Source organism: Paenibacillus larvae subsp. larvae (genome assembly GCF_002003265.1).
In the GTDB taxonomy this organism is placed as follows: Bacteria; Bacillota; Bacilli; order Paenibacillales; family NBRC-103111; genus Paenibacillus_H; species Paenibacillus_H larvae.
Map to the genome: position 1 here is coordinate 2,582,379 of NZ_CP019687.1, position 20,190 is coordinate 2,602,568.

At 43.0% G+C, this 20,190-nt stretch carries 12 protein-coding genes and 1 pseudogene; 1 reads left to right on the forward strand and 12 read right to left on the reverse strand.

Annotated elements, in window-relative coordinates:
* Positions 1 to 72 precede the first annotated feature (72 nt).
* The 8 genes from BXP28_RS13440 to BXP28_RS25180 all read right to left on the reverse strand — a co-directional run bounded on the left by BXP28_RS13440 (position 73) and on the right by BXP28_RS25180 (position 14,066).
* Entirely contained in the window at positions 73 to 3,237 is a 3,165-nt protein-coding gene (locus BXP28_RS13440) for a coiled-coil domain-containing protein (protein ID WP_235430719.1), read from the reverse strand.
* A 60-nt stretch (positions 3,238 to 3,297) separates the two neighbouring features.
* Positions 3,298 to 3,924, reverse strand: coding sequence for a hypothetical protein (locus tag BXP28_RS13445; RefSeq protein WP_172423925.1), 627 nt, complete (start codon positions 3,922 to 3,924; stop codon positions 3,298 to 3,300).
* Positions 3,925 to 4,051: 127 nt separating this feature from the next.
* Complete coding sequence (locus BXP28_RS13450) at positions 4,052 to 5,512, reverse strand: hypothetical protein (protein ID WP_051428051.1); 1,461 nt, start codon at positions 5,510 to 5,512, stop codon at positions 4,052 to 4,054.
* Positions 5,497 to 6,801 (reverse strand): DUF2399 domain-containing protein, encoded by a 1,305-nt coding sequence (locus BXP28_RS13455; RefSeq protein WP_077585088.1) that lies wholly within the window; start codon positions 6,799 to 6,801, stop codon positions 5,497 to 5,499. Before BXP28_RS13455 ends, BXP28_RS13450 begins: the two co-directional genes overlap by 16 nt.
* Before the next feature lie 653 nt (positions 6,802 to 7,454).
* Positions 7,455 to 10,805 carry a DEAD/DEAH box helicase family protein gene (locus tag BXP28_RS13460; protein ID WP_036655276.1) on the reverse strand — a complete coding sequence of 1,117 codons (3,351 nt, stop codon included), beginning with the start codon at positions 10,803 to 10,805 and terminating at the stop codon, positions 7,455 to 7,457.
* A gap of 10 nt (positions 10,806 to 10,815) precedes the next feature.
* Positions 10,816 to 11,961: a restriction endonuclease subunit S gene (locus BXP28_RS13465; RefSeq protein ID WP_023484490.1), complete on the reverse strand. Its 1,146-nt coding sequence runs from the start codon at positions 11,959 to 11,961 to the stop codon at positions 10,816 to 10,818.
* Between the two features lie 4 nt (positions 11,962 to 11,965).
* A complete protein-coding gene (locus BXP28_RS13470) occupies positions 11,966 to 13,423 on the reverse strand; it encodes a type I restriction-modification system subunit M (RefSeq protein WP_023484491.1) in 1,458 nt (485 codons plus the stop codon).
* 550 nt (positions 13,424 to 13,973) lie between these two features.
* Positions 13,974 to 14,066, reverse strand: a complete 93-nt coding sequence (locus tag BXP28_RS25180; protein ID WP_077585089.1) for a putative holin-like toxin — start codon at positions 14,064 to 14,066, stop codon at positions 13,974 to 13,976.
* A 167-nt stretch (positions 14,067 to 14,233) separates the two neighbouring features.
* Between BXP28_RS25180 and BXP28_RS13480 the strand changes: the two genes are divergently transcribed.
* Positions 14,234 to 14,743: a hypothetical protein gene (locus tag BXP28_RS13480; protein ID WP_023484492.1), complete on the forward strand. Its 510-nt coding sequence runs from the start codon at positions 14,234 to 14,236 to the stop codon at positions 14,741 to 14,743.
* Between the two features lie 23 nt (positions 14,744 to 14,766).
* On the opposite strand, the pseudogene BXP28_RS13485 reads toward BXP28_RS13480, so the two are convergent.
* The 4 genes and pseudogenes from BXP28_RS13485 to BXP28_RS13500 all read right to left on the reverse strand — a co-directional run bounded on the left by BXP28_RS13485 (position 14,767) and on the right by BXP28_RS13500 (position 20,190).
* Positions 14,767 to 15,426, reverse strand: a pseudogene (locus BXP28_RS13485) (IS256 family transposase).
* Between the two features lie 24 nt (positions 15,427 to 15,450).
* On the reverse strand, positions 15,451 to 18,612 hold the full coding sequence (locus tag BXP28_RS13490; protein WP_077585090.1) for a type 2 lanthipeptide synthetase LanM family protein: 3,162 nt from the start codon (positions 18,610 to 18,612) through the stop codon (positions 15,451 to 15,453).
* Positions 18,613 to 18,713: 101 nt separating this feature from the next.
* A complete protein-coding gene (locus BXP28_RS13495; protein WP_036655279.1) occupies positions 18,714 to 18,935 on the reverse strand; it encodes a hypothetical protein in 222 nt (73 codons plus the stop codon).
* A 100-nt stretch (positions 18,936 to 19,035) separates the two neighbouring features.
* Complete coding sequence (locus BXP28_RS13500; RefSeq protein ID WP_023484495.1) at positions 19,036 to 20,190, reverse strand: ABC transporter permease; 1,155 nt, start codon at positions 20,188 to 20,190, stop codon at positions 19,036 to 19,038.

A 20,190-nucleotide genomic window follows, 5' to 3' on the forward strand; every position in this document is an offset into this window, starting at 1 on the left:
CCCTATATCTCGTTACCAATAATCCACTAAAATCACTTATTCAGGGAATTATCGGAAACTACCATAATCAAATTAATATTTTTTTATTATTCCCGTAACTTTACTTCGGGGTACAGTCGGATCATGATGTACAATGTACGCTTTAGAGAATCGGTCGAGGTACGATTTCTCATGGGATTTTGGTGTAAGTATGATGAGCTTTCGCTCAAGCTCCCGTCCATAAAGATCGAAAACCTTCAACTTCCGCTGCTCGTCCAAGGCGCTGTCGAACTCGTCTAATACAATGAATCCCGGGGTCGTTTGCAAATTTTGCAGTAGGGCGAGTGCGAACAGCAGGGAACTCAAGGATTCCTCGCCGCCGGATACACCCTTGCCGACTTTGCCGCCGCGAGCCTTAACGCTGACATCTTCCAGAGTTCCTCTGTGTCCCTCCTTGCGCGCTTTAATATACAGATTGAAATGTGTCCGCCCCCGACGATCCTCAAATTGATCCCATTCAATTTCTCCCTCGAATTGAAACAAACCCATATAGGATTTGAAACGCTGTTTTATTTCGAGAACTCTCATGTTAATCGTAGTCTCCAACTGGTCCTTCAGTTGGCCGGTACGTTCTTGGTCCTGCTCGAACAATACGCTCGTCCGTTTATATTCATCTTGATGACGTTGATATTCCTTTTCAACCACCTTATAATTTTCCGGCGCCTCTGGGTCGATACCCGTTTCATTTCGGGCATGGTTGAATTTTACTTTGCCTGTTTCAAGGTCCGAACGGATTTGAGATAAGGAAGAAAGTTGGCTTGGGTTGACTGACTGCAAACTATCCCCCCTTGCCACTTCGTTGTAAATATGCGGAGCTAACCGCTTAAACTCTTCCAATTCCTGAATCGAGCTCACATACCCTCCCTTCACAGTGTCAAGAGAGTCGATTCTTGACTGCAGTTGATTATGAATCTGGCGCAACTTGCGTTCCTCGCGCTCCTGTTGATCCTGGATGTCCTGCAGCTCACGCTGCTGCTTTCGAAGCTCCTTCTCTAAATTGTCCAGTTGATCCTCACAATTCTCATGCTGATGTTCCAGTTCTTCATGCTGCCCACTCAAGCTTCGAAGATACCGCTGCTTGGCGTTCAGATCTTGATATTTCTCCTTCTGCTGACCAAGTCTCACATAAAACTCGGCTTCTCCCTTCAGCTCGCCCTGATCGCGTTCCAACTTCAGCCGCTTTTCTATAAGCTCTTTTTGAACTTTTCGCAACTCCCGTATATGCTCCACAAGTTCTTCTCGTCTCGCTGTTTCCTCTTCCTGTTTTATGACTCTACTGGCCCGCTCATGCTCCCTCGTCATAAATGCCTCTGCTTCCCGAACCAAATGAATGATGCTGTTTAGCTCTTGCATTCGTTTTGTATCTTGCCGGATCGATTCATCGAGTTCCTCCAGCTTCAGCGACAGCTCACGAATGCTCCTCGCAACTTCCTCCTTGCGGGCAATGAGGGCACGTGCGCTCAAAATATAACGGCTTTGTTCCTGTGGCCCGCGAATCCCCATCGGATCTACCAGAACACCATGTTCAATCCGAATGTCACCGTCCTTAAAAAACTGCTCAACCCACCACAAAGCTTTGACTGCGTGAGGAAACACTTCCTCATCCAATCCTTCCTTTACCCGAAGTTGAAGCGGCATAAGCTCCGTCACCGAACGATCAGGCACCACCTTGCGCAGCGGAACATGGTACAGGTCATTCGGAACGGCAACCATATGTCCATCAAAAAATATCGTGTACTTGATGGAGTTAAAGCGCTCTTCTGATTTGAGCTGCGCGGAACCATCCAGCTCCACCAGTTCACGTAATGCATATGCCCGGATCCCTCTCGAACTGAAATATGTCAAAGAATCCATTTGCCGCCGTGACCAATCACGCTCATCTTCAAGCCGGGCAAGCTCCTCTTTTAAATCACGAACGCAATTTAAATGCTCATGTCTTTTATCCTTAGCGATAAGAAGCGATTGTTCTAGCCGATTCAGCTCTTCCTGAACATGATGACTGCTTACAAACTGACGAAGCCGTTCCTGATGCTCGGTCTCCTCTTTCTGATCCCGCTCGATTAAAGCCTCCAGCCTGGATATGACTCCTGTAAGCTCTTGATTTCTTACCTCGCTTTTCTCAATCTCAAAGTTCAGCTTAGTATCTTGCTCCAACGTATCGTTCAATTGCAAGGTAACGTCGGTCAACTGCTGCTTTACTTCGTCTTCTGTCCGTGTAATGCGTTCCTTCTCTTTGCTGACTTCCTGCAGCTCACGTTCCAGCTCGGTTATGGCCGTCTTGGTTTCCTTCATCACGATATCCAATGCCTGAAGCTGTTCATCACATTGAGACAGTTCAGCTTTTAACTGATCGATCTCCTTCTGAAGAGCCGTCATCTTCACGTTGACTTCAGCTTCCCGCCCCTTCATTTCACCTATATGCTCCTGCTGTTGTTCTTTTTCTAGCTCAAACTGCTCAATTTGACTATTCAGTTGCTCTTGTTCGCGTTTATAATAGGCTTCCAGTTGAAGCAGAGAATGTGCATACCATTTTCCACCTTCAAGCAATCGCTGCTGATTATCCTCATACCGATCCAGCTCAGATTTCTTGATCTGTAACCATTGCTTTTTATTTGCCACATTGCTTTCAGCCACACGCAGTGTCTCCTGCGTCTCCTTTAACTTCTCCATACTCTCTTCCCAGTTACGCTGCACCTGATCGATACCATGCATTTCTGCAAATATCCGAAACCGCTCCTCAGGATGCATAACCGCAAACTGATTGACCTCCTGTTGATACCAGATAAGATAAAACATATCCGGATCGATTTTGTACTTATATTGGAGATCCTTCTTGTAAGCGCTGAAATTATATTGGCGGTCGCCAGAGGTATAACGAATTTTCTCCTCCCATTCCTCAGGATCATCTCCGGTGGAAATGATGAATTCCTTCTTGACGGGCTGTCCTGGCTCCTGAAGGATGGAAAGTGAAAACTCAACATAATCCGGAGCATCGATTCGTGCATAGCCCTCATTCTTAAAAAGCAGCCGGATTTGTGCCTTCCAGATTTCATCCGGGGCCAGATTGCGCGACCTCAAGCCTTCAATATCTACCTTGGAAGAATACAATACGGCCCCCATGCAATACGTTATCGTTGATTTTCCAGAACCATTCGGCCCAGTAATAAGAACATGCTCTTGCTGATAAGATAAATCCATTTTTGTACCCTCATAGTCTCGAATGCCACTAAACCACATTTTCCTAGGTATCATTGCCTTTTACTCAATTCCTTCCTGGTACAGGTTATATCGCTTGAAGAATTTCAGTACTTCTTCTTTGTTCAATTGATTGGACTGGCTGAATTCGACCGTACGGCGTAAAAAGGAATCCGAGAACATATGTACCCCAATCGCTGTAAGCTGATATGCCTTCTCCTGAGAATTCGTATCGTATTCTTCTACCGCTCCAATCTTCTTAAGTGGATCAATATTAAGCAACAGGCGCTGGTTCGCTTTCGTAGTCTCATGGCCAAACGCATTCAGCAGCTGGTCAAAGAGCGTGAATTCATGCTGTAGTACCTCCTGCTGATAGAATATGAACAAAAGAATCGCCAGGCTTTCCTTTGATAAAGTACTGCGGGCGGCTCTGGCCGGAATTCTCATCATAGCAACAACCTGATCACGTTTTTCATCATAAATAACTTGGAAATAGCGGCTTACTGCCTGATTGACTCTTTGTAAAAATGAAAAAAATTTCTCATCTTGTTCTGAAATCCGCAGTTGCTTCTCGACCTCTCTTCTCGACAAACCAAAGTTCCCGGCACGAATCGTCGCGGAGGACGAAAATAAAATATTCATGAATGTCAGTTCCTCTTCCTCAGTCAGCATACCTTTTAATGATTGCATGATGTTGAGAGGGGTAACATTGGGACTTTCAGCATATCCAACGTTATCCGCACGCCGTTCTAACGGACTGGAAAACTCTTCATGCTTTCCAGTAATTTTTCCTGCTTCTAAAAAGCTAATGTCCTGTTCAGACATCTTCCTTGTTTCCTCCATTCCCCTGAGTCTCGGTCTGGTCTGAACGTACCCGGCTGTTCCGTTTCCTAACAAGCTGATATCGATCATCCCGGCTCATCCATTCCCACTTTTTCTCGTAAAGCGGCTGATCGATAGTTACGCCCTTTGAAGCCTGATCGATCATCAATTTCTTGTTACCGACCAAGGCTGCAATAGCAGTCAACGCATTGATGGCATCACCCCATTCTGCAGAGGTTGCTTCGATCATCACCTGCTCCATCGGCGCCACTTCGACTTGTTCCATATATGATTCAATGGCATCAGTCTGAATCATCGATTTCGTAAGCATCCACTGTGATTCCCCCATCAGCTCGCTCAATTGATCAATATATATTTCCTCTTCCATATACTCCACCTCCGTCTCTTCTTCCCTTAACGGATTAATTACAGGTTCATACGTTTCCAAGTAATGCACGGATTCACGAATAGCATTTGCCGATATAGGTGCTGCAAACTTAACGGGTACCCATAATCCATCTGCTGATTCCCCTTTATATTGATTCTGCTCCATAAAGCTCATAAGCTGATGAGCGTTCGGAATATCCGATTCCAGTGGAGGATCATACATCCGCAAGATGAACTCCCTTACCTTTTCAGGATTAATGGTCGATAAGAGCACAGTTTGCTGCATCGTCGTAAACTTCAAATATTTATTGATCATCCCGATGCTAAGATTCGTTCCCTCCGCAAGAACAGCCGTACCTTGCTGCATCAGATTACTAAGAACGAGGCTATCTTCCAACGTCTGGAACTGGCGAAAACGCTCCGTAAGCTTCACCTCAAGTTCCTGCATGAGTTCATGGATAATTTCAAGTTGCGGCAAGGCGTTGCGGTCGGCAAGCATCTCCAGTTCCCTCTCATACATCAATTGAATGGCATTCTCAACATTTCTAATCATGCTGGCAATTTTATTGCCGCCAGATATTCCGTGATCATCATAGGCTTCGCTGAGCTCCGCATCCCGTCTAGCCTGAAACAGTGAACGCCCAATATCGTCATGCATGTAATAAGCAAGTGAATCGTTAGCCAATCGAATAAGAGCATCCATCATCCGTTTTCCGATATCTCTCATCTTCAACTGCCTTGATTGCTTGGAAATCCAGTTGTATTTGACGAGCACATTGATAATTTGCTCTACCTTTCTCCTGCTTGGCGGATCCGGATCGCTATAACGGTTCCTATAGCGGTAATAAAGCGTATCCGAATTCTCGATCTGGTCGTCAAGCCCAAGCGCTTCTTCATTAATCAATTGAATAATCCGTAAAAACTTCAAAATTTCAGCAGGTGTTTGGAATGCATTCTGAGATCCCAGATCACTCAACACTCCTGATAAATAAGATATATCCCTCATCGACTGAAGCATTTCGGGTGAACATTCGTTATTCTGGAAAATCGATATTAATTTATTATCCATCGTCTCCAATCCTCTGCCTTCCCTAATATCAATTCCTGCTCCAGACAAACTTCCTGAAGAAGAGCCCCCATATACTGTTGATATTCTGACCAATTTTTAATCACCTTGTGATCGTGACAAATCCATTTCAACGTAAGAGGATACACCGAAACCGCTTCAACCATTTCTCCCGCAATGAGAAGACCATCTTTATCGTAGTCGCTCCAGAAGATCGCTTGACGAATGCAGCTGTTTTTGAGCAAGTTATGGATGAATCTTTTATGTACGCTCCTAAGGTAACCATCTACACATACAATCAGCGAGCCTGTTTCCCGCAAAAAATTACGCTCAGCAGACAACCTTGTTAAAATTCCTCGATTTTCGACCAGCCACAGTGTCGTTGCATCCGTACTGTACTGATCCTGTGCGATAGAAAGATCCGTCAATGCATAAACAGGACCCGCCTGAAAGCACGACCGTTCCCCCCTCAGATGTCCCGCAAAATATAAAGGTATTATTTTCCCAGGGCTAATCATCCCCAAGATTTCTACCGATTGCTTACTCCACTCCTCTAGAACACAAATAAATTCTTCTTTGTAATCATCAAATGCTTTAGATCCTCCGATCCCGCCATAATATTGCGCACCGATTTCTTTCCAATCGAACAACTCTTTATGATTGGATATCATAATGAATGCTAACAGAAAAGTTAAACATTTGATTCTCTTTAGCGCACTCCAACTCGAAGGAAACAAGTCTGATTCGGCCAGTTCTTCAATCTTCCAATAAATGCTGTCTGATACATGATGCGTGAGCGAAGATAAAAGAACTGCACGCTCTTTATCATCAAAGACCAGCCCTCTTAGCACCTTTTGGGCATCTAATTGATAGCTCGCAAACTGTCTTATCTTCTCCTGATGTTCTCGATCCGTTTTTTTCTGCAAATATACAAATAAACGGTAACCCATCCGATAGTGAACTCGTTCTATCGTTTTCCCGTCTTGCTTAAAGCGCATTTCCTTCATAATCCATCCCTTATTAAGCCACTCAAAGGCTTGTAAATCATCGAGAATCGCCCGCTTGCCAAGAGTCCATTTTAACAAAGGAATGTCCGGGATTTGTGCATCCTCTTGCGCATAGGCATCCAGTGATAGAGTTAAAGTACCAACTCTCCGGAAGGTACGTGCTGTTTGTTTTACGATATCGACATCAACCAAAGATATAATCCTGGTATAATTTGTATCCAATTGCTCGCCGTTCTTTAAGATATATTGCGATATATATGAAAAGATGTTTTCTATTGCGCTCATTCAAATCCCTCACTGTATCCGTTATTTATTAAAATCTCCTTCCTCTTAAAGTTATTTTTAACAATAAAGTGGTAGAGTTGCAGGAGAACAATATGGGTATATGTCTATTATAGCTATATTCACGACCTGCTTAAGACTTTATGTTCGAACATAATCTGAATAAACCATTGATGTTCTGATACACTGATAAAAGTTATGATTCGGCAACACTCTGTCTGGCAGATAACTCATATACAAAATATTTCCAAATCCACTTATACTTCCCCGTCAAACTCAGCATCGTAATCATAGTTGTATTCGTTTCCGGTTATGTATTCAATGAGTTCAAAATACGCATCATATAAGGGAGAATGGTGTGTTACCATAAGTCAATCCTACTAAAGATGCAACCAGCCGTGAAAATTTCCGTTAATGATAATTATTTTCCTAACATTTCTGTAACTACTTTAGCTACTTAAGTGGCTTGTTATTGTTTAAGCCTATTATAACAAAAGTTCTCTGACAACAGATTGCCAGAGAACTTTTGTTCGATCTACTATTCAACGAACGCGGTATTCAACAAGGACGCGCTGGAGACCATTAACTGTTAAAATGAATGATGAAAAAAGATTTTAGGTTAGGGATTGAACTTATATTCCCGTAACTATAACAGACTAAATGACTATTTCACAATTACTTTTGATTGTCGAAACGATATTCATGATTTCTTTTGCATCGTTCATATTATCCTTAAACAATGTCGTGATACTGCCTAGGCTACGAAAAGGCTCTTCCATGAAGATTCGATTATCCTCAATCATGCCATTCGCCACAATGTAATCCACGATAAGCTTCACAAACCGAATTTGTATTGCATTCAACTTCTCCTCTTTCAAGAAGGCACTGAAAGCCTCGTTCACCGCGATACGGTCCAGCCCCACCATTCTGCGGACTAATTTGCTTACCGGGGTATCTCCGAACTCCTTCTCATACTCCAATCGGCTGCCTAGCTCTTCCCACAGGATTCGCTCCAACGTCTGGAGATCAAATCTGGTGAGCGGCTTGTTATAACGAAGCTTGTAGATGGCCAGTTCATCCTTATGTTCTTTGAGATAGTGCTCTACCTTCTTCTTATAGTCCTTCAGGTTGTTTGTATTGTAGATAGCCCTGCTCTCGCGGGTTTCGATGATTTGATCTTTGAAATCGGTATAATAAATTTTCTGTTTACCCTTCTCGATAAACTTAATCAACTCTCGCAGAGCAAGCCGTACTTCCTCCAATTCCAGCACATCTGCCTGCTGCCAGAACTCGTCGGTTTGTACCTTTTCAATTATGTATTTCTTCTCCATTACTTGAGGAATGGTTCCTAGCTTACTAAGCGCTTCAGCGGTTTGGACAATACTCCGGATGGGTTTCGTCGCATTTTTTTGCTGCAAGTACGCTAGATCTAGGGTATAGATTAATAGGTCGAAACGCTTGGCCAGCTCGTCATCTTGGAGAGGGGGAATGAGCGGAGCAATATGTTCCTTGATCTCCGCCACGCTCGTGGCGCCCAAGCTCTGCCAGGCATCCTTATTCTTATAGATCTCCACATACCGCTGTTTTAATTTCACACGGAAACTCTCTTCATTTAGATCCCTTACGGCACCTAAGAGATCACGAAGCAGGTCGTCCCGGTAACGGATATAATCCTCTTCTTCCTGGTACTTCAGGTGTTGAAGTTCCCGCACGATATCCAGCTTGACATGGAACAGCTTCTCTGTCAGACTCACGCCAATTTCGCCTTTCAGCCCTTTCGGATTCGCCCGAAAAAAATCGAAGTTATTACAGAAATCAAAGATCAGGAACTGCTCTTTATCCATCCCTACGCCGAACAGGTCTTTGCACAATCTTGTCCCTCTGCCAATCATTTGCCAAAAATTGGAATTCGAACGTACTTTCTTGAAGAACACGAGATTAAGTACCTCCGGGATATCAATCCCTGTATCCAACATATCTACAGAAACCGCAATTTGCGGGAATTTGTCCTTGGTACTAAAATCATCGATAAGCGAATCTACATAGTTAATACTGTAGTCGATTTGTTTAATAAAGTGACTGCCACATTCAGGGTATCTCTTGTTAAAACGCTCGACGATCGCCTGGGCATGACGACTACTTTTGGCGAAGACAATGGTTTTCCCGAGCTGATCCCCGCCCTCTACCCGAAGCCCCTTTTCCATAATCTGATCCAGCACCATATCAATGGTATTCGCATTGAACAGCCACTCATTGATCGCTGTGTTCGCTATAGAATCGTCTATGGTTTCGTCATCCTCGAAGGTCTTCTCAAACTCTTCCTTCTCTTCCTCACTAAGATCATCATAATGAATACCGTCTTCCATAATTTTCGATTTGATCTCGATCGTCCGGTAATCTACCAGATATCCGTCTTCTACGGCTTTCTCCAGCTCATAAGCAAATGTCGGCACGCCGTTTTCCAACTCGAAGATGGAGTATGTATTCTTATCAATCTCATCTTTAGGCGTAGCCGTCAGTCCGAGCAGCATGGCGTCGTAGTATTCGAAAATATCCCTGTACTTCTTATAAATACTGCGATGGCTCTCGTCAACGATAATCAGATCAAAATGCGCGGGAGTAAACAGCTTCTTGCCATCCTGCCGTTTCGTCTCATCAATAGCATTCATCATCGTTGGATATGTAGAAAAGATCATGCGGGACTGCTCCGGATTGTCCTTGTTCTCTAGCAAATTACACAGCGAAAGACTGGGAAGCAAATTGCTGAAATTATGTTTGGCCTGCTTCACCAGTGTCCTACGATCGGCTAGGAAGAGAATATTCTTCACTATGTTCTGACGCATCCATACATCCACAATAGAGATGGCCGTTCGCGTCTTGCCGCTGCCGGTAGCCATAACGAGCAGCATCTTTCGCTGCTTGTTCGTTATGGCATGACATACATCCATAACCGCTTGCTTCTGGTAGTAACGGTTGGTGATCTTCTCATCAATCTCCACTGTAGTAAAAGGAAGCTTGCTGCTCCTCCGATCTACCATGAGTTGCAGCTCATCCTTCGTAAAGAGACCTGAAACTCGCCGCTGCGGATAACCCTCCGCGTCGTCCAACAGGTTGATTTCAAAGCCGTTTGTCATGAAGATAACCGGCCGCTGCCCAGTCTGGTTATGTAGATAGTCTGCATAGAGCTTGGCTTGTTGGGAGCCGACGATTGGGTCCTTCCCGGTCTTCTTGGCCTCGATGACGGCCAGCGGCCTGCCGTTGCTGCCATAAAGGACATAGTCAACAGACCCTGCACCCGTAGTAGTAGGCATCCCTTTAATGGGTACCTCGGTCATACAGTCGCGGCCCATCTCCCAACCTGCCAGCTTCAGCTCCAGATCAATATATTTAGATCTGGTCTCTGCTTCGCTGAACGCATCCACTTCAAAGTCATAGCCCTCCGTGCTAGCTATGCGATGAGCAGTCATCGCTTCACGTAGTGCCTCATTCTCTTTGCGAAGTTCATCCAGTCTCTGGTCCTTGGAACTCAACCTTTCATAGAGGTCCTGCAACTCCTGCGGTCTCGTACGCTTCTCTTGCCCTGTCCGCAAGAGTTCCTCGTCAAAGTCCGGACAAGTATACGCTTCGGCGTAGCAATAATCTATCCAACGGACGACCTCATGTAGATTGCGGAGCGAGAGTACAGCCTCATCCCTGGCAATAGAAGCATTTGTATGAACCGCCGTGTTTCCCAACTTGATGATATACTTCATTAGCGGAAACAGCTGTGGATCGATGATCTGCCGGAAGGTCGGTTCATGAATGAGACTGGAGATGTTATCTTGATACGGGATCGTCAGTTCATTGTCGAATGTATATACCCACTTTATAGCTAGCTCCAGCGCCCTCCTTGCGAGAATAGCACAAGTTGCAGGGGACACGAGGAGACTCTTCTCGGCCTCTACGGCACTATCTGCGAAGGACTGAAAGGTAATCTTCTCCATTAAGAAATCGAAGTTCGTACTCATGGACATCCTCCTAGAATAATTCGCCTTTGAACGCCCGCTGCATTAGTGCTTTGAAGTTATTCTCAAGTTCGGTTAGGCTTTGTTGGAGTCGTAATTTTTGTTGCTCTATTTTTTCTACTTGTTCGGCGAAACGGTTTTGGAGGTGGATGGGCGGGAGGAGAATTGGTATTGCGTTTATCTTTTTTAATGTAAGTCTCTTGATTGCTCCTCCTGCCATATCCTGCAATACCTTTTTTTTCACTTGGTCATTATTAAGATAACTCACTAGATATATGCTCGATAACTTTGTTATATCTGTTTTAATTAATTCTAAACTTGATAACATACTAAATTCAAAATCATAATGATTTATACATGCAATTCCGGTTGTAGCTCCATCCTTAATATATAGTACATCTCCTTTTTCAGGATTGCATCGAGCAAATATTTTCTTGTGATCTTCCAAACTAATAAACGTAGGAGCATTGTAGAAATCCAAACTACCACTACCTAAATGTTTAGCTGTAATATAAGGGACTCCGTTTTTGGTATTTTCAGGTGAATGATGAGTACCGTCTGTTATTTTTAGTGAAACACTCCCCAACGATTCCAAAGTGAATTTATTATTAAGTACCGGATCCCCAAACATATCATAAAACAAGCCTTTTATCAGTTTATCACAAGCCTCGATTTGTTTTTTTCTTTTGTTTATTAGTTCTTGGGCTTTGTCCAGAATAAGTACCGTCTTCCTCTGAGCTTCTATATTCGGTAAGAGTAGAAAAATTTCATTTATATCTTTGACAGAAAGATGCTTCACTGTTACAAATGATGTTTTATCCTCTATTTTCTTTAGATATTTCGGTAGAATGTAGTAAAGATAATCATCTAGAAGTATTTTTTCATTAAGACTCTTTATTCTGCAAACCCGTTGATTAAGTAATGCTTTTCCAGTCGACCATTTTCTAACGCTAAAAGTTCCATCCATAGATATTAAAATATCATTATTTTCAACCAAGTACTTTTCATCGTATTCTCCAGAGTAATAGGTGCTAATGCTTCCACTCGTAACATCCCTAATCCTGATTATTGGTAGGCCCTCTTTTTCGTTAAAATAACTCGATTTAAACGCATATCCCGAATCTATGTGAACTAAACCACCTAATTTAACTTCGTCCACATTATCACACTCCAATCATACCTACTAACTCCTCTAGCCCCGCTTGAATTTCCTCTTCCAATTGCTGAATCCTTAATAGGATCTCGCGGGGATGATCATAGGTGACTTCTTTATATTCAATCTCTTTATATTTATTGATCGACAAGTCATACCCGTTATCCCGAATCTCCTGTACATCCACCAAAAAACTCTGCTCAGTTCGTTTTCGTGTCTTCTCTCCCTGCAGATTTTCGAAGCGCTCCACAATATCTGGAATGTCATTCTGCTCGATCTGCTGCCTTTTGTCATCCAGCGAGTATCCGTCCGCCTTCATATCATAAAACCATACCTGATCCGTACCGCCTGCTCCTGTCTTCGTGAAGATGAGAACAGCTGTGCTCACACCAGCATAAGGCTTGAATACTCCACTTGGCATGGAAATCACCGCTTCCAGCTTATGATTGTCCACCAGTTCTTTACGGATTTCCTTATGTGCCTTACTACTGCCAAACAGAACGCTATCGGGGACGATAGTAGCGCTTCGGCCCCCAAGTTTGAGGCTTCTTAGAATGAGAGCCAGGAACAAGAGCTCGGTTTTCTTTGTCTTCGTAATTTTAAGCAGATCCTTGCTTACCGCATCATAGTCCAGCGAGCCTTTAAATGGAGGATTGGCAAGAATCATCGTATACTTCTCTTGGTCGCCATTTTGCTCGGAAAGGCTGTCCTTGTACTCAATGTTCGGTTGGTCCACACCATGCAACAGCATATTCATCGCGCCGATACGAAGCATGGTCCGGTCCATGTCGAAGCCATAAAACATATCTTGGTTGAAGTGCTTTTTCAGTCCCGCATGTAAAAACAAATCCGCATGATGCTCTTTTACATACTCTTGTGCAGCCACAAGAAATCCGGCACTCCCCATTGCAGGGTCAGCAATCACATCGCTGGGACTTGGCTTCATCAGACGAACCATCATCTCAATAATGTGCCGCGGAGTGCGGAACTGTCCATTCATTCCAGCTGTGGCTACTTTAGATAGGAGATACTCATACAGATCTCCCTTTGCATCCCGCTTCTCCATGTCGATCCCGTCGATGCCATCAACAATTTTCGTCAACATCTGGGGCGTAGGGATTTTGAAAATAGCATCTTCCATATATTTGGAATACGCAGAATCGCCGTCTTGATGCAAATTCTTGATGAATGGAAAGATTCCATTCAGCACCAAATTGTACATTTGGTTCGCTTCCATATTCTTGAACCTGCTCCAGCGCAAATCCTGTTTATCATTAGGAAACATTCCTTCGTATGTTAGACCCAAGAAGGCTGCTTCATTTTCCTTCCTTGTTTCTATATCGTCCAGCCCTTTAATGAAAAGGAGGTAGGTAAATTGCTCAATGACTTCGAGCGGATTCGTGATTCCGCCTGTCCAGAATGTCTCCCATATCTTGTCCACTTTATTTTTGATTTCACCTGTAATCATAAAGCCCTCCAATATTTTAAGTATCTATTCATGTGCCATAGTAAGGACTTATGACAAATCGCTATCTTGGGAATATCTCGTTCATTTCATGTATTCATCCTTCTCTATTATCGCTTTTAGTATAAACAATACACACTCTTATTGTCCAAGTTTATTAGGGGGTTTTAGAGCTACCATTCCTCACCAATAACGCCATACACTCCACATGAACCGTATGCAGGAACGTTCCTCCTCTAATTATATACGATTTTAATCAAAAAACCTTGATTTTATAAGGTTTTTCTCTTTTCCCTTTGCCTTCTTTACCCTTAATTCTAACTTTGATGTACATTCCATCCCCAATTCGTCCCCAAGAGGTTCTTCCTCTTCTATACTTTGTATCTTGTTAAATAAAACAAACCTGTGTTAGAATGCAATTAGAAGCATATACTAAAAAAGACCGCAGACGCTGTAACGTCCACGGTCAGCAATAGCCGCGCTATATGTTTGCGGTTGGCTTAGAAGGAATTACGACAAATAGATCGCACTTAACCTTTCCTCGGTGGGCGATCTATTTCATCTTTTGGATAAACGTCAGAAGCGCCAGAATAAACATCCCGAATAGGAACATTAATTGAAGAGCTTGAAACGTTTCCATTGGCATCACCCCCTTTCCAGGGGATTAGCCGACCGCCCACGTATAAGCCACTATTGCTTGTACTATTGTACCACATATTACCTTTTATTTATATGTAATTTTAAAATCGCTTGCAGCCCTTTTAGGGCTTTTTTTATTTAGAACAAATGCTACTTTCTCTAAGTCTATCTCTAATGGTTTTATATGGTAGTTTAATTCAAAATATCGAACCACAACAATCCGTTGACCCATTGAGTTATATTACTGAACATTCAAAAAATCCTTTAGGAGATAACTTAAATGTAAATGATGCCATTTCCATGTTTAAAGAAAAATTCAACAAAAAAGTATTTCTTCCAAATACCATTCCCTTTAAACCGACAGATACAGGCGCTTCTCTTAGTGAACATGCTAAGACACTAACAGTAAGTTACTTTAACAACAAAACAAATGAAACTCTTATTGTGACACAAATGGTTAATATCAAGCCAAAAAATGGTGAGAAATTCAGCAAAACCCCACATGAAACTGAAGTTGAACTGAAACATAGTACAAAAGCGAAATGTCTTTATAAAGCTGGAAAACCTGACCATATTCGCTTTATTAGAGATGATATCATTTATTTCATAAGCTTCAAACAAAATCGGAATATTACGATTAATGAATTAGTTGAAGTTGCAAATTCCATGAAGCAATTTCCTTGAATTAAAAAAGGGTCTGTCAAGATTTATGTGTAAACTTTATTAAAAGTAGGAAAGATACTTTTGCCTTTCGTCACTTTCCGAAGCTGACGGTGGTAGCTTTCAATCATATTGGTTGTGTAGATGAGTCTTCGGATCTCCGGCGGGTACTTGAAAAAGGTAGCCAGTTCTGCCCAGTTATTTCGCCAAGACCGGATAATGAGCGGGTATTTACTACTCCATACCTCTTTAAAACGATCCAGTTCCTAGAGAGCAGCTTCTTCGGTAGAAGCCTTATAATTTGGTTTTAAATCCGCCGTGACCTTCTTCAAATCCTTGTAAGAGACATAGCGGGTAGAATTCCGGATCTGGTGAATGATACATTTTTGGATTTCCGTCTTGGGATAGCTTGCCGTAATGGTCTCCGAGAACCCATTCAGGTTGTCCACACACGTAATGAGAATGCCCTGGACGCCACGATTTTTCAGGTCACCCAGCACGCTGAGCCAGAATTTAGATGATTCGTTTTCACCGATCCACATCCCTAGCGCCATCCAAATCGATGCCAATGACCATGTACGCCGCTTTGCTATCGATGGCCCCGTCCTGTTTGACCTTGAAGTGGATAGCGTCAGAAAGACAACCGCGTATACGCGTTGCAAGGGGCAATTCTGCCATCCTTCTACTTCTAAAGGTACATTGGACAATCGCTTACGTCATTCGCTTAAAAATCAGGTGTTTTTCATGCGCAATTGAAGAACACAAGGCACTATATCCGGTTCGGCAAGACGAAGAAGCTGGTAACCTATTCCGGAAAGCCCCAGGAATAATCCAGGTGTTTCGATATGCCGGGGAGTACCGCAAACCTGTCCTTGACCCAGCAGCACTTGATCAGAAACAAAATCCGCGTAATTAAACGCCTGCTCCGTCCACTTTTGCTCATTCAGCTGCTTCCCTGCTGTATAAAGAAACTCGGCATCCCCCATTAGCCCGTGGCATAAGCAATACGAGGAGTAGCTTCCATCTTGAAATACAAATTCTGCTGCCTGTGCCACTTCATGACTCATTTGAGGATGACCAATTCCCCATTCGTTCCATAAAGCGAGCTGGGCCATCCCAATTCCGGTAACGCCGTTGCACCAATGGCTGTCACAATACTGGTTATTTTTATGTTTCCGATTGTCAATCCAGCGTTTGCCTAACACATCATACAGGCTGTTCTGATAGTTGAGCGCTCCTAATGCGGCTTCTTTAAAGTGCGATTCTTCTGTAACATGGTAAAGCTGACCTAAGGCATAGCCGATACCGATAACACCATGTGCGAGTCCGCCCAATGGAACATCATTCCATTTAGACTTCCATGTGTAAATCCCCTCGACCCGATCGGCATGTACGCAGAGATGATCCCCATATTTCATGGCCAGCTCCAGAAACCGATCATCTTTGGTTACGCTGTAAGCTTGAACTAACAAAACGGCTAGCCCTGCGGAGCCGCCAAGGAAATCATAGGAATCATCAGGAGTCTCAAGGTTTTTAAGCAGGTCAGCAATCTTCTCTGCTTCCATGTTCCATTCCTTCACAGGCTCAATGATGGATTGGATCTGGAAGACCGGATATAACAGTGAAGCCGTGCCCCAAAAACCGGAAGGCAGGATTTTTTCATTTGTATTTATTTTTAGTGCCCGATTCATCGATTTGATGGACAGCTCTTTATAGTCACTTCGTCCGGTTATGTTCGACAAATAAGCAAAAAAGAGCGCCACCCCGGCCAACCCGTCATACAGATTTTTAGGTATCTCCTGGATCCCCCAACCATTCTTTCCCGTAACCAAGGTAAGCCATGATGCTTCATCCTGCCCAATCACTGCGCGGCTTTGGAGCAGTTCACCGATATGCTCTGCCGCTTCCAGCCACTTCTCCTTTTTCCCGTCATACACACCCTTATCTTTATTGCTTATAACTTCCGTATATTTGGGTACTGTCCCTTCACCATCTGAATGAACCGTATAAAGGGAAGATTTCATTAAACTAACCTGGTAACGGATCTCTTCCGGAGTCAGACGCTCCAGGCGGCTCAGTACAAGATCCATGGAAGATTCCTTGAAAACATGAAGAATTCGTCTTCCTCTGCTGTCCCACAAGTGCAGAGAATCCGTGAAGGTGGTAAATAAGGGGATGTCCCCTTCCAATAAATCCTCTCTTTCCGAACGAAGGATCTCGCTGCTTCTTATCGGATAACCCCATACACTATCAATAAACATCTCACGTTCAAGCTGATGTCTGGTGTAATCGGGATGATTCGCTTCCATGAGCAAATTCGAATATTTTTGGGTGCTTCGTACTATGATGCGGATTGGCGTGTGCTCAAAGGTATCTTTAATTTTCTGACGGATGAGTGGTTTGCTTCGGCAAACCAGATAACAGACATCAGAAAAGCCCTGTAAGATATGATGTTCATAATCACTTAACTGGATTTCCTGATTTTGCAGGGTGACCCGGTTGCTTTTCCCATTGATCATGACTTTTTTTCGAATGACCCTCATCTCGTCCGTATTAATATGTTCCATTTGTTTAACGTCGAAGGGAGTTTCTTGCTCATTCCCTCCCAAACCGCTTAACTCCAGCCCTTTATGCTGTTCCGTACCGAATAAGTGAACGGGTAGAAGATTGCTCCCCATGACGGTTTCCGTAAAAGCCACCTTCAGGGCAACATCAAAATGATCGTCATGTAACAGTCCCGGCCTGTTATGGAAAATTGTTTCCAAATCAATCAGCTGCGGATGCTCTCCTTGGGCAATAACATTCTCATAATGGAAGTCGATTCCCCTTAATAAATAGGCAATTCCTACTAGAGCACCATAACGGTAAAAGTAACGTTCCACTTCTTTGCGGTTATGACAGGTCTTATACTCCACCAGCTCTTCCCAGCCATACTCACCCTTAGGTAATATATGGTGGAACTTGAACCGGCTCTTTAAACCCAGCTCGGCGATGAACGCGGATATTTCCTGGAATTTTACGGAAACCTCCAGGTTTTTAGGCTTATATATAAGAGAATTCCCCCCCGTAAAATGGAAGCACATTACGCTATTGCCCTTCTTGTGACGGTCCCCAATGCCAAGTGTAATCTTCTGAAGCTGCGCCTGATTTACAAATGGAAAATGACTGCGTAATTCCGGCATATCATCGCGGAACCGGTTCATCGCTTCTTTGAGATTATTTACTGTGTACAGGGTACGAATCGATAATAATCTTGCCAATACTATGTATTCAGAGTAGAAGCTTAGTAACATTTCTTTGTTGCTTAATGTTCTTACAAAGGAATGGAATCTTTCCTTCGAATCATTTCCTTCCAACTGATTCAATAGCTTGGCCACGTTTAATTCCAAAATAAGACTATATTGGGAGAACTGCATTAAATCCAGCGTCAAGCCTTGGGCGAAATCCTGAATAAAATCATCTTGAACCACTTCAATTGTCATCTCAGCGAAAAATGACCTTATTTCCTTGCACGCCCACACGACAAATGGATAAACCGCTACTCCTAGATGGTTATTATGACCCGGCAGTGCGTCTTGCTCATAACCGCTCATTGCAGCGGAGTACACCTTCACCCAATCGCTGTCACCATAATATCGCTGTGCCTCGGCTTCAATCTTCAGGTCCAAGGAGGAGACAAAGCAGTTAAATTGATTCTCGGTCAGGCTTTCCGTTCTCAGACGCTGTTCAAAAAGTTCCGGAGATGGAAATCTGCTTTTCCACCTCTTTGCACGCTCATTCCATTCCGGTTGTACCAGATTCACCCCGCCGATTCTTTCGAATAGCTCTTTTCTTTCTGTTAAGGATAGAGCCCCATCCATCGGTATTGTATATAAATTGAGCTTTGAATTCATCTACCTTTCCAGCCTCCTATTTGAGCTGATATGAAAAATAAGTTGTGCCGGGTTACAGCACAACTGTTGAAGCCATGGATATCACATTCAGGATACTTAGATTAGCAGCTGGTTACAGAAATAATGATCGTTGAGGCAACATAACCGCAAGGTTCAGAGCTTGCAATAATCCAAGGAGTGGCAGGAGTAGTTTCAGCTTGCACATCCCCAAGATTCAGATCAAAGGGAACTAGAGCTTCTCCGGCCGGATGAACAGGAAGATTTGCGAAGTTTGAACAGATTTGCGGATTCTTCCAAGCTTGAACAATCAGTTCATTATTCAATAGAATCACTCCTAGCTTATAATTTACTTATATTCATGACTTCAATTTATATTTTAAATCACCCCAACTCTATTGAACACTTCGCAAAATTACGTTTTTTCTAGAATAGAAACGTGGACAGCACTGAAACGGTGTATAATATAATTCCCGCAGGCAGAATAAATAATAGAGTAGATAACTTGCGTGCCTTCTTCATTTGCTCCTTCGGCAAAGGGTGAATTTTGAAAAAGCTGGAGTAGATGTAACTTGACCACTCCGACTTGGCATATTCCCAGAGAATAAATAAGATAAACAGCGGATACAAAAATTTAATCCATACGGGGACAATGGCATTTGGAATCAAGGAATATACCACGATTTGAAGATACCTGGACAGATTCATGAAATTTCTGCAGTACGATTTAATAAAACATTCTATCAGCACATGGCTTGCATTTCTTACAGAGAACAATCTTGTGGAACGTTTAAAAATCCAGGGGGTCTTTTGGCTTCTGATCAACGGCACATGTGGTACCGGAGCAAATAAAAATACCAAGGACAACGAAAAGTATTTGTGGTTCAACTGGTAATCGACATCTTTAAAAAAGGTTCCTTTCAATCGCAAAATATACAAACACTGCAAACCGACAACTAATGCCAACAGCGTTAAATAGAAAAACAGATAGATGTCCGCATGCATGGAAATTAGCTTGATTCCCCAGATGTAGAGGAAGAAATCCATGACGAACATGACAACATATACAGCAGCCTTGGCAGGCAGATGTTCCATCTTGATATATAGAATATATCTCATTAATGCATGATAATATTTCCACAACAAGACCAAAACCAAAAATTCAAATACCTGCGTAATATTAATTAGTAAACATTGAATAAACAGAGGGAGTAAATAAACGAACAGCAACACAGTATGGGTGGCATATTTCTGCAGCGAATAGTACAGACTGATTGTTCGAAGAGAAGTGATAAGTGTACGCATTCCCAACAAGAAAACCTTATCCGCCTCCTCCACGGCCATAAACAGGTTCCCGAACCAGCAATACAGGAAAAGCCAACCACCGATTACCCGAAGCTGATGGACTTCCAGAAAAATTTGTTTCGAACCCCACCATGAAATCCAATTGAATAATAGCAAGAGGGCGATAGGAAGCAATATGTATAAAGATACTGACCAATCATTCGCCAGCAACCAGACCTTTCTCTTGAACTGCCTGTATTGTTTCAAGCGATAACGATATATCGTGATGCTGTTCAT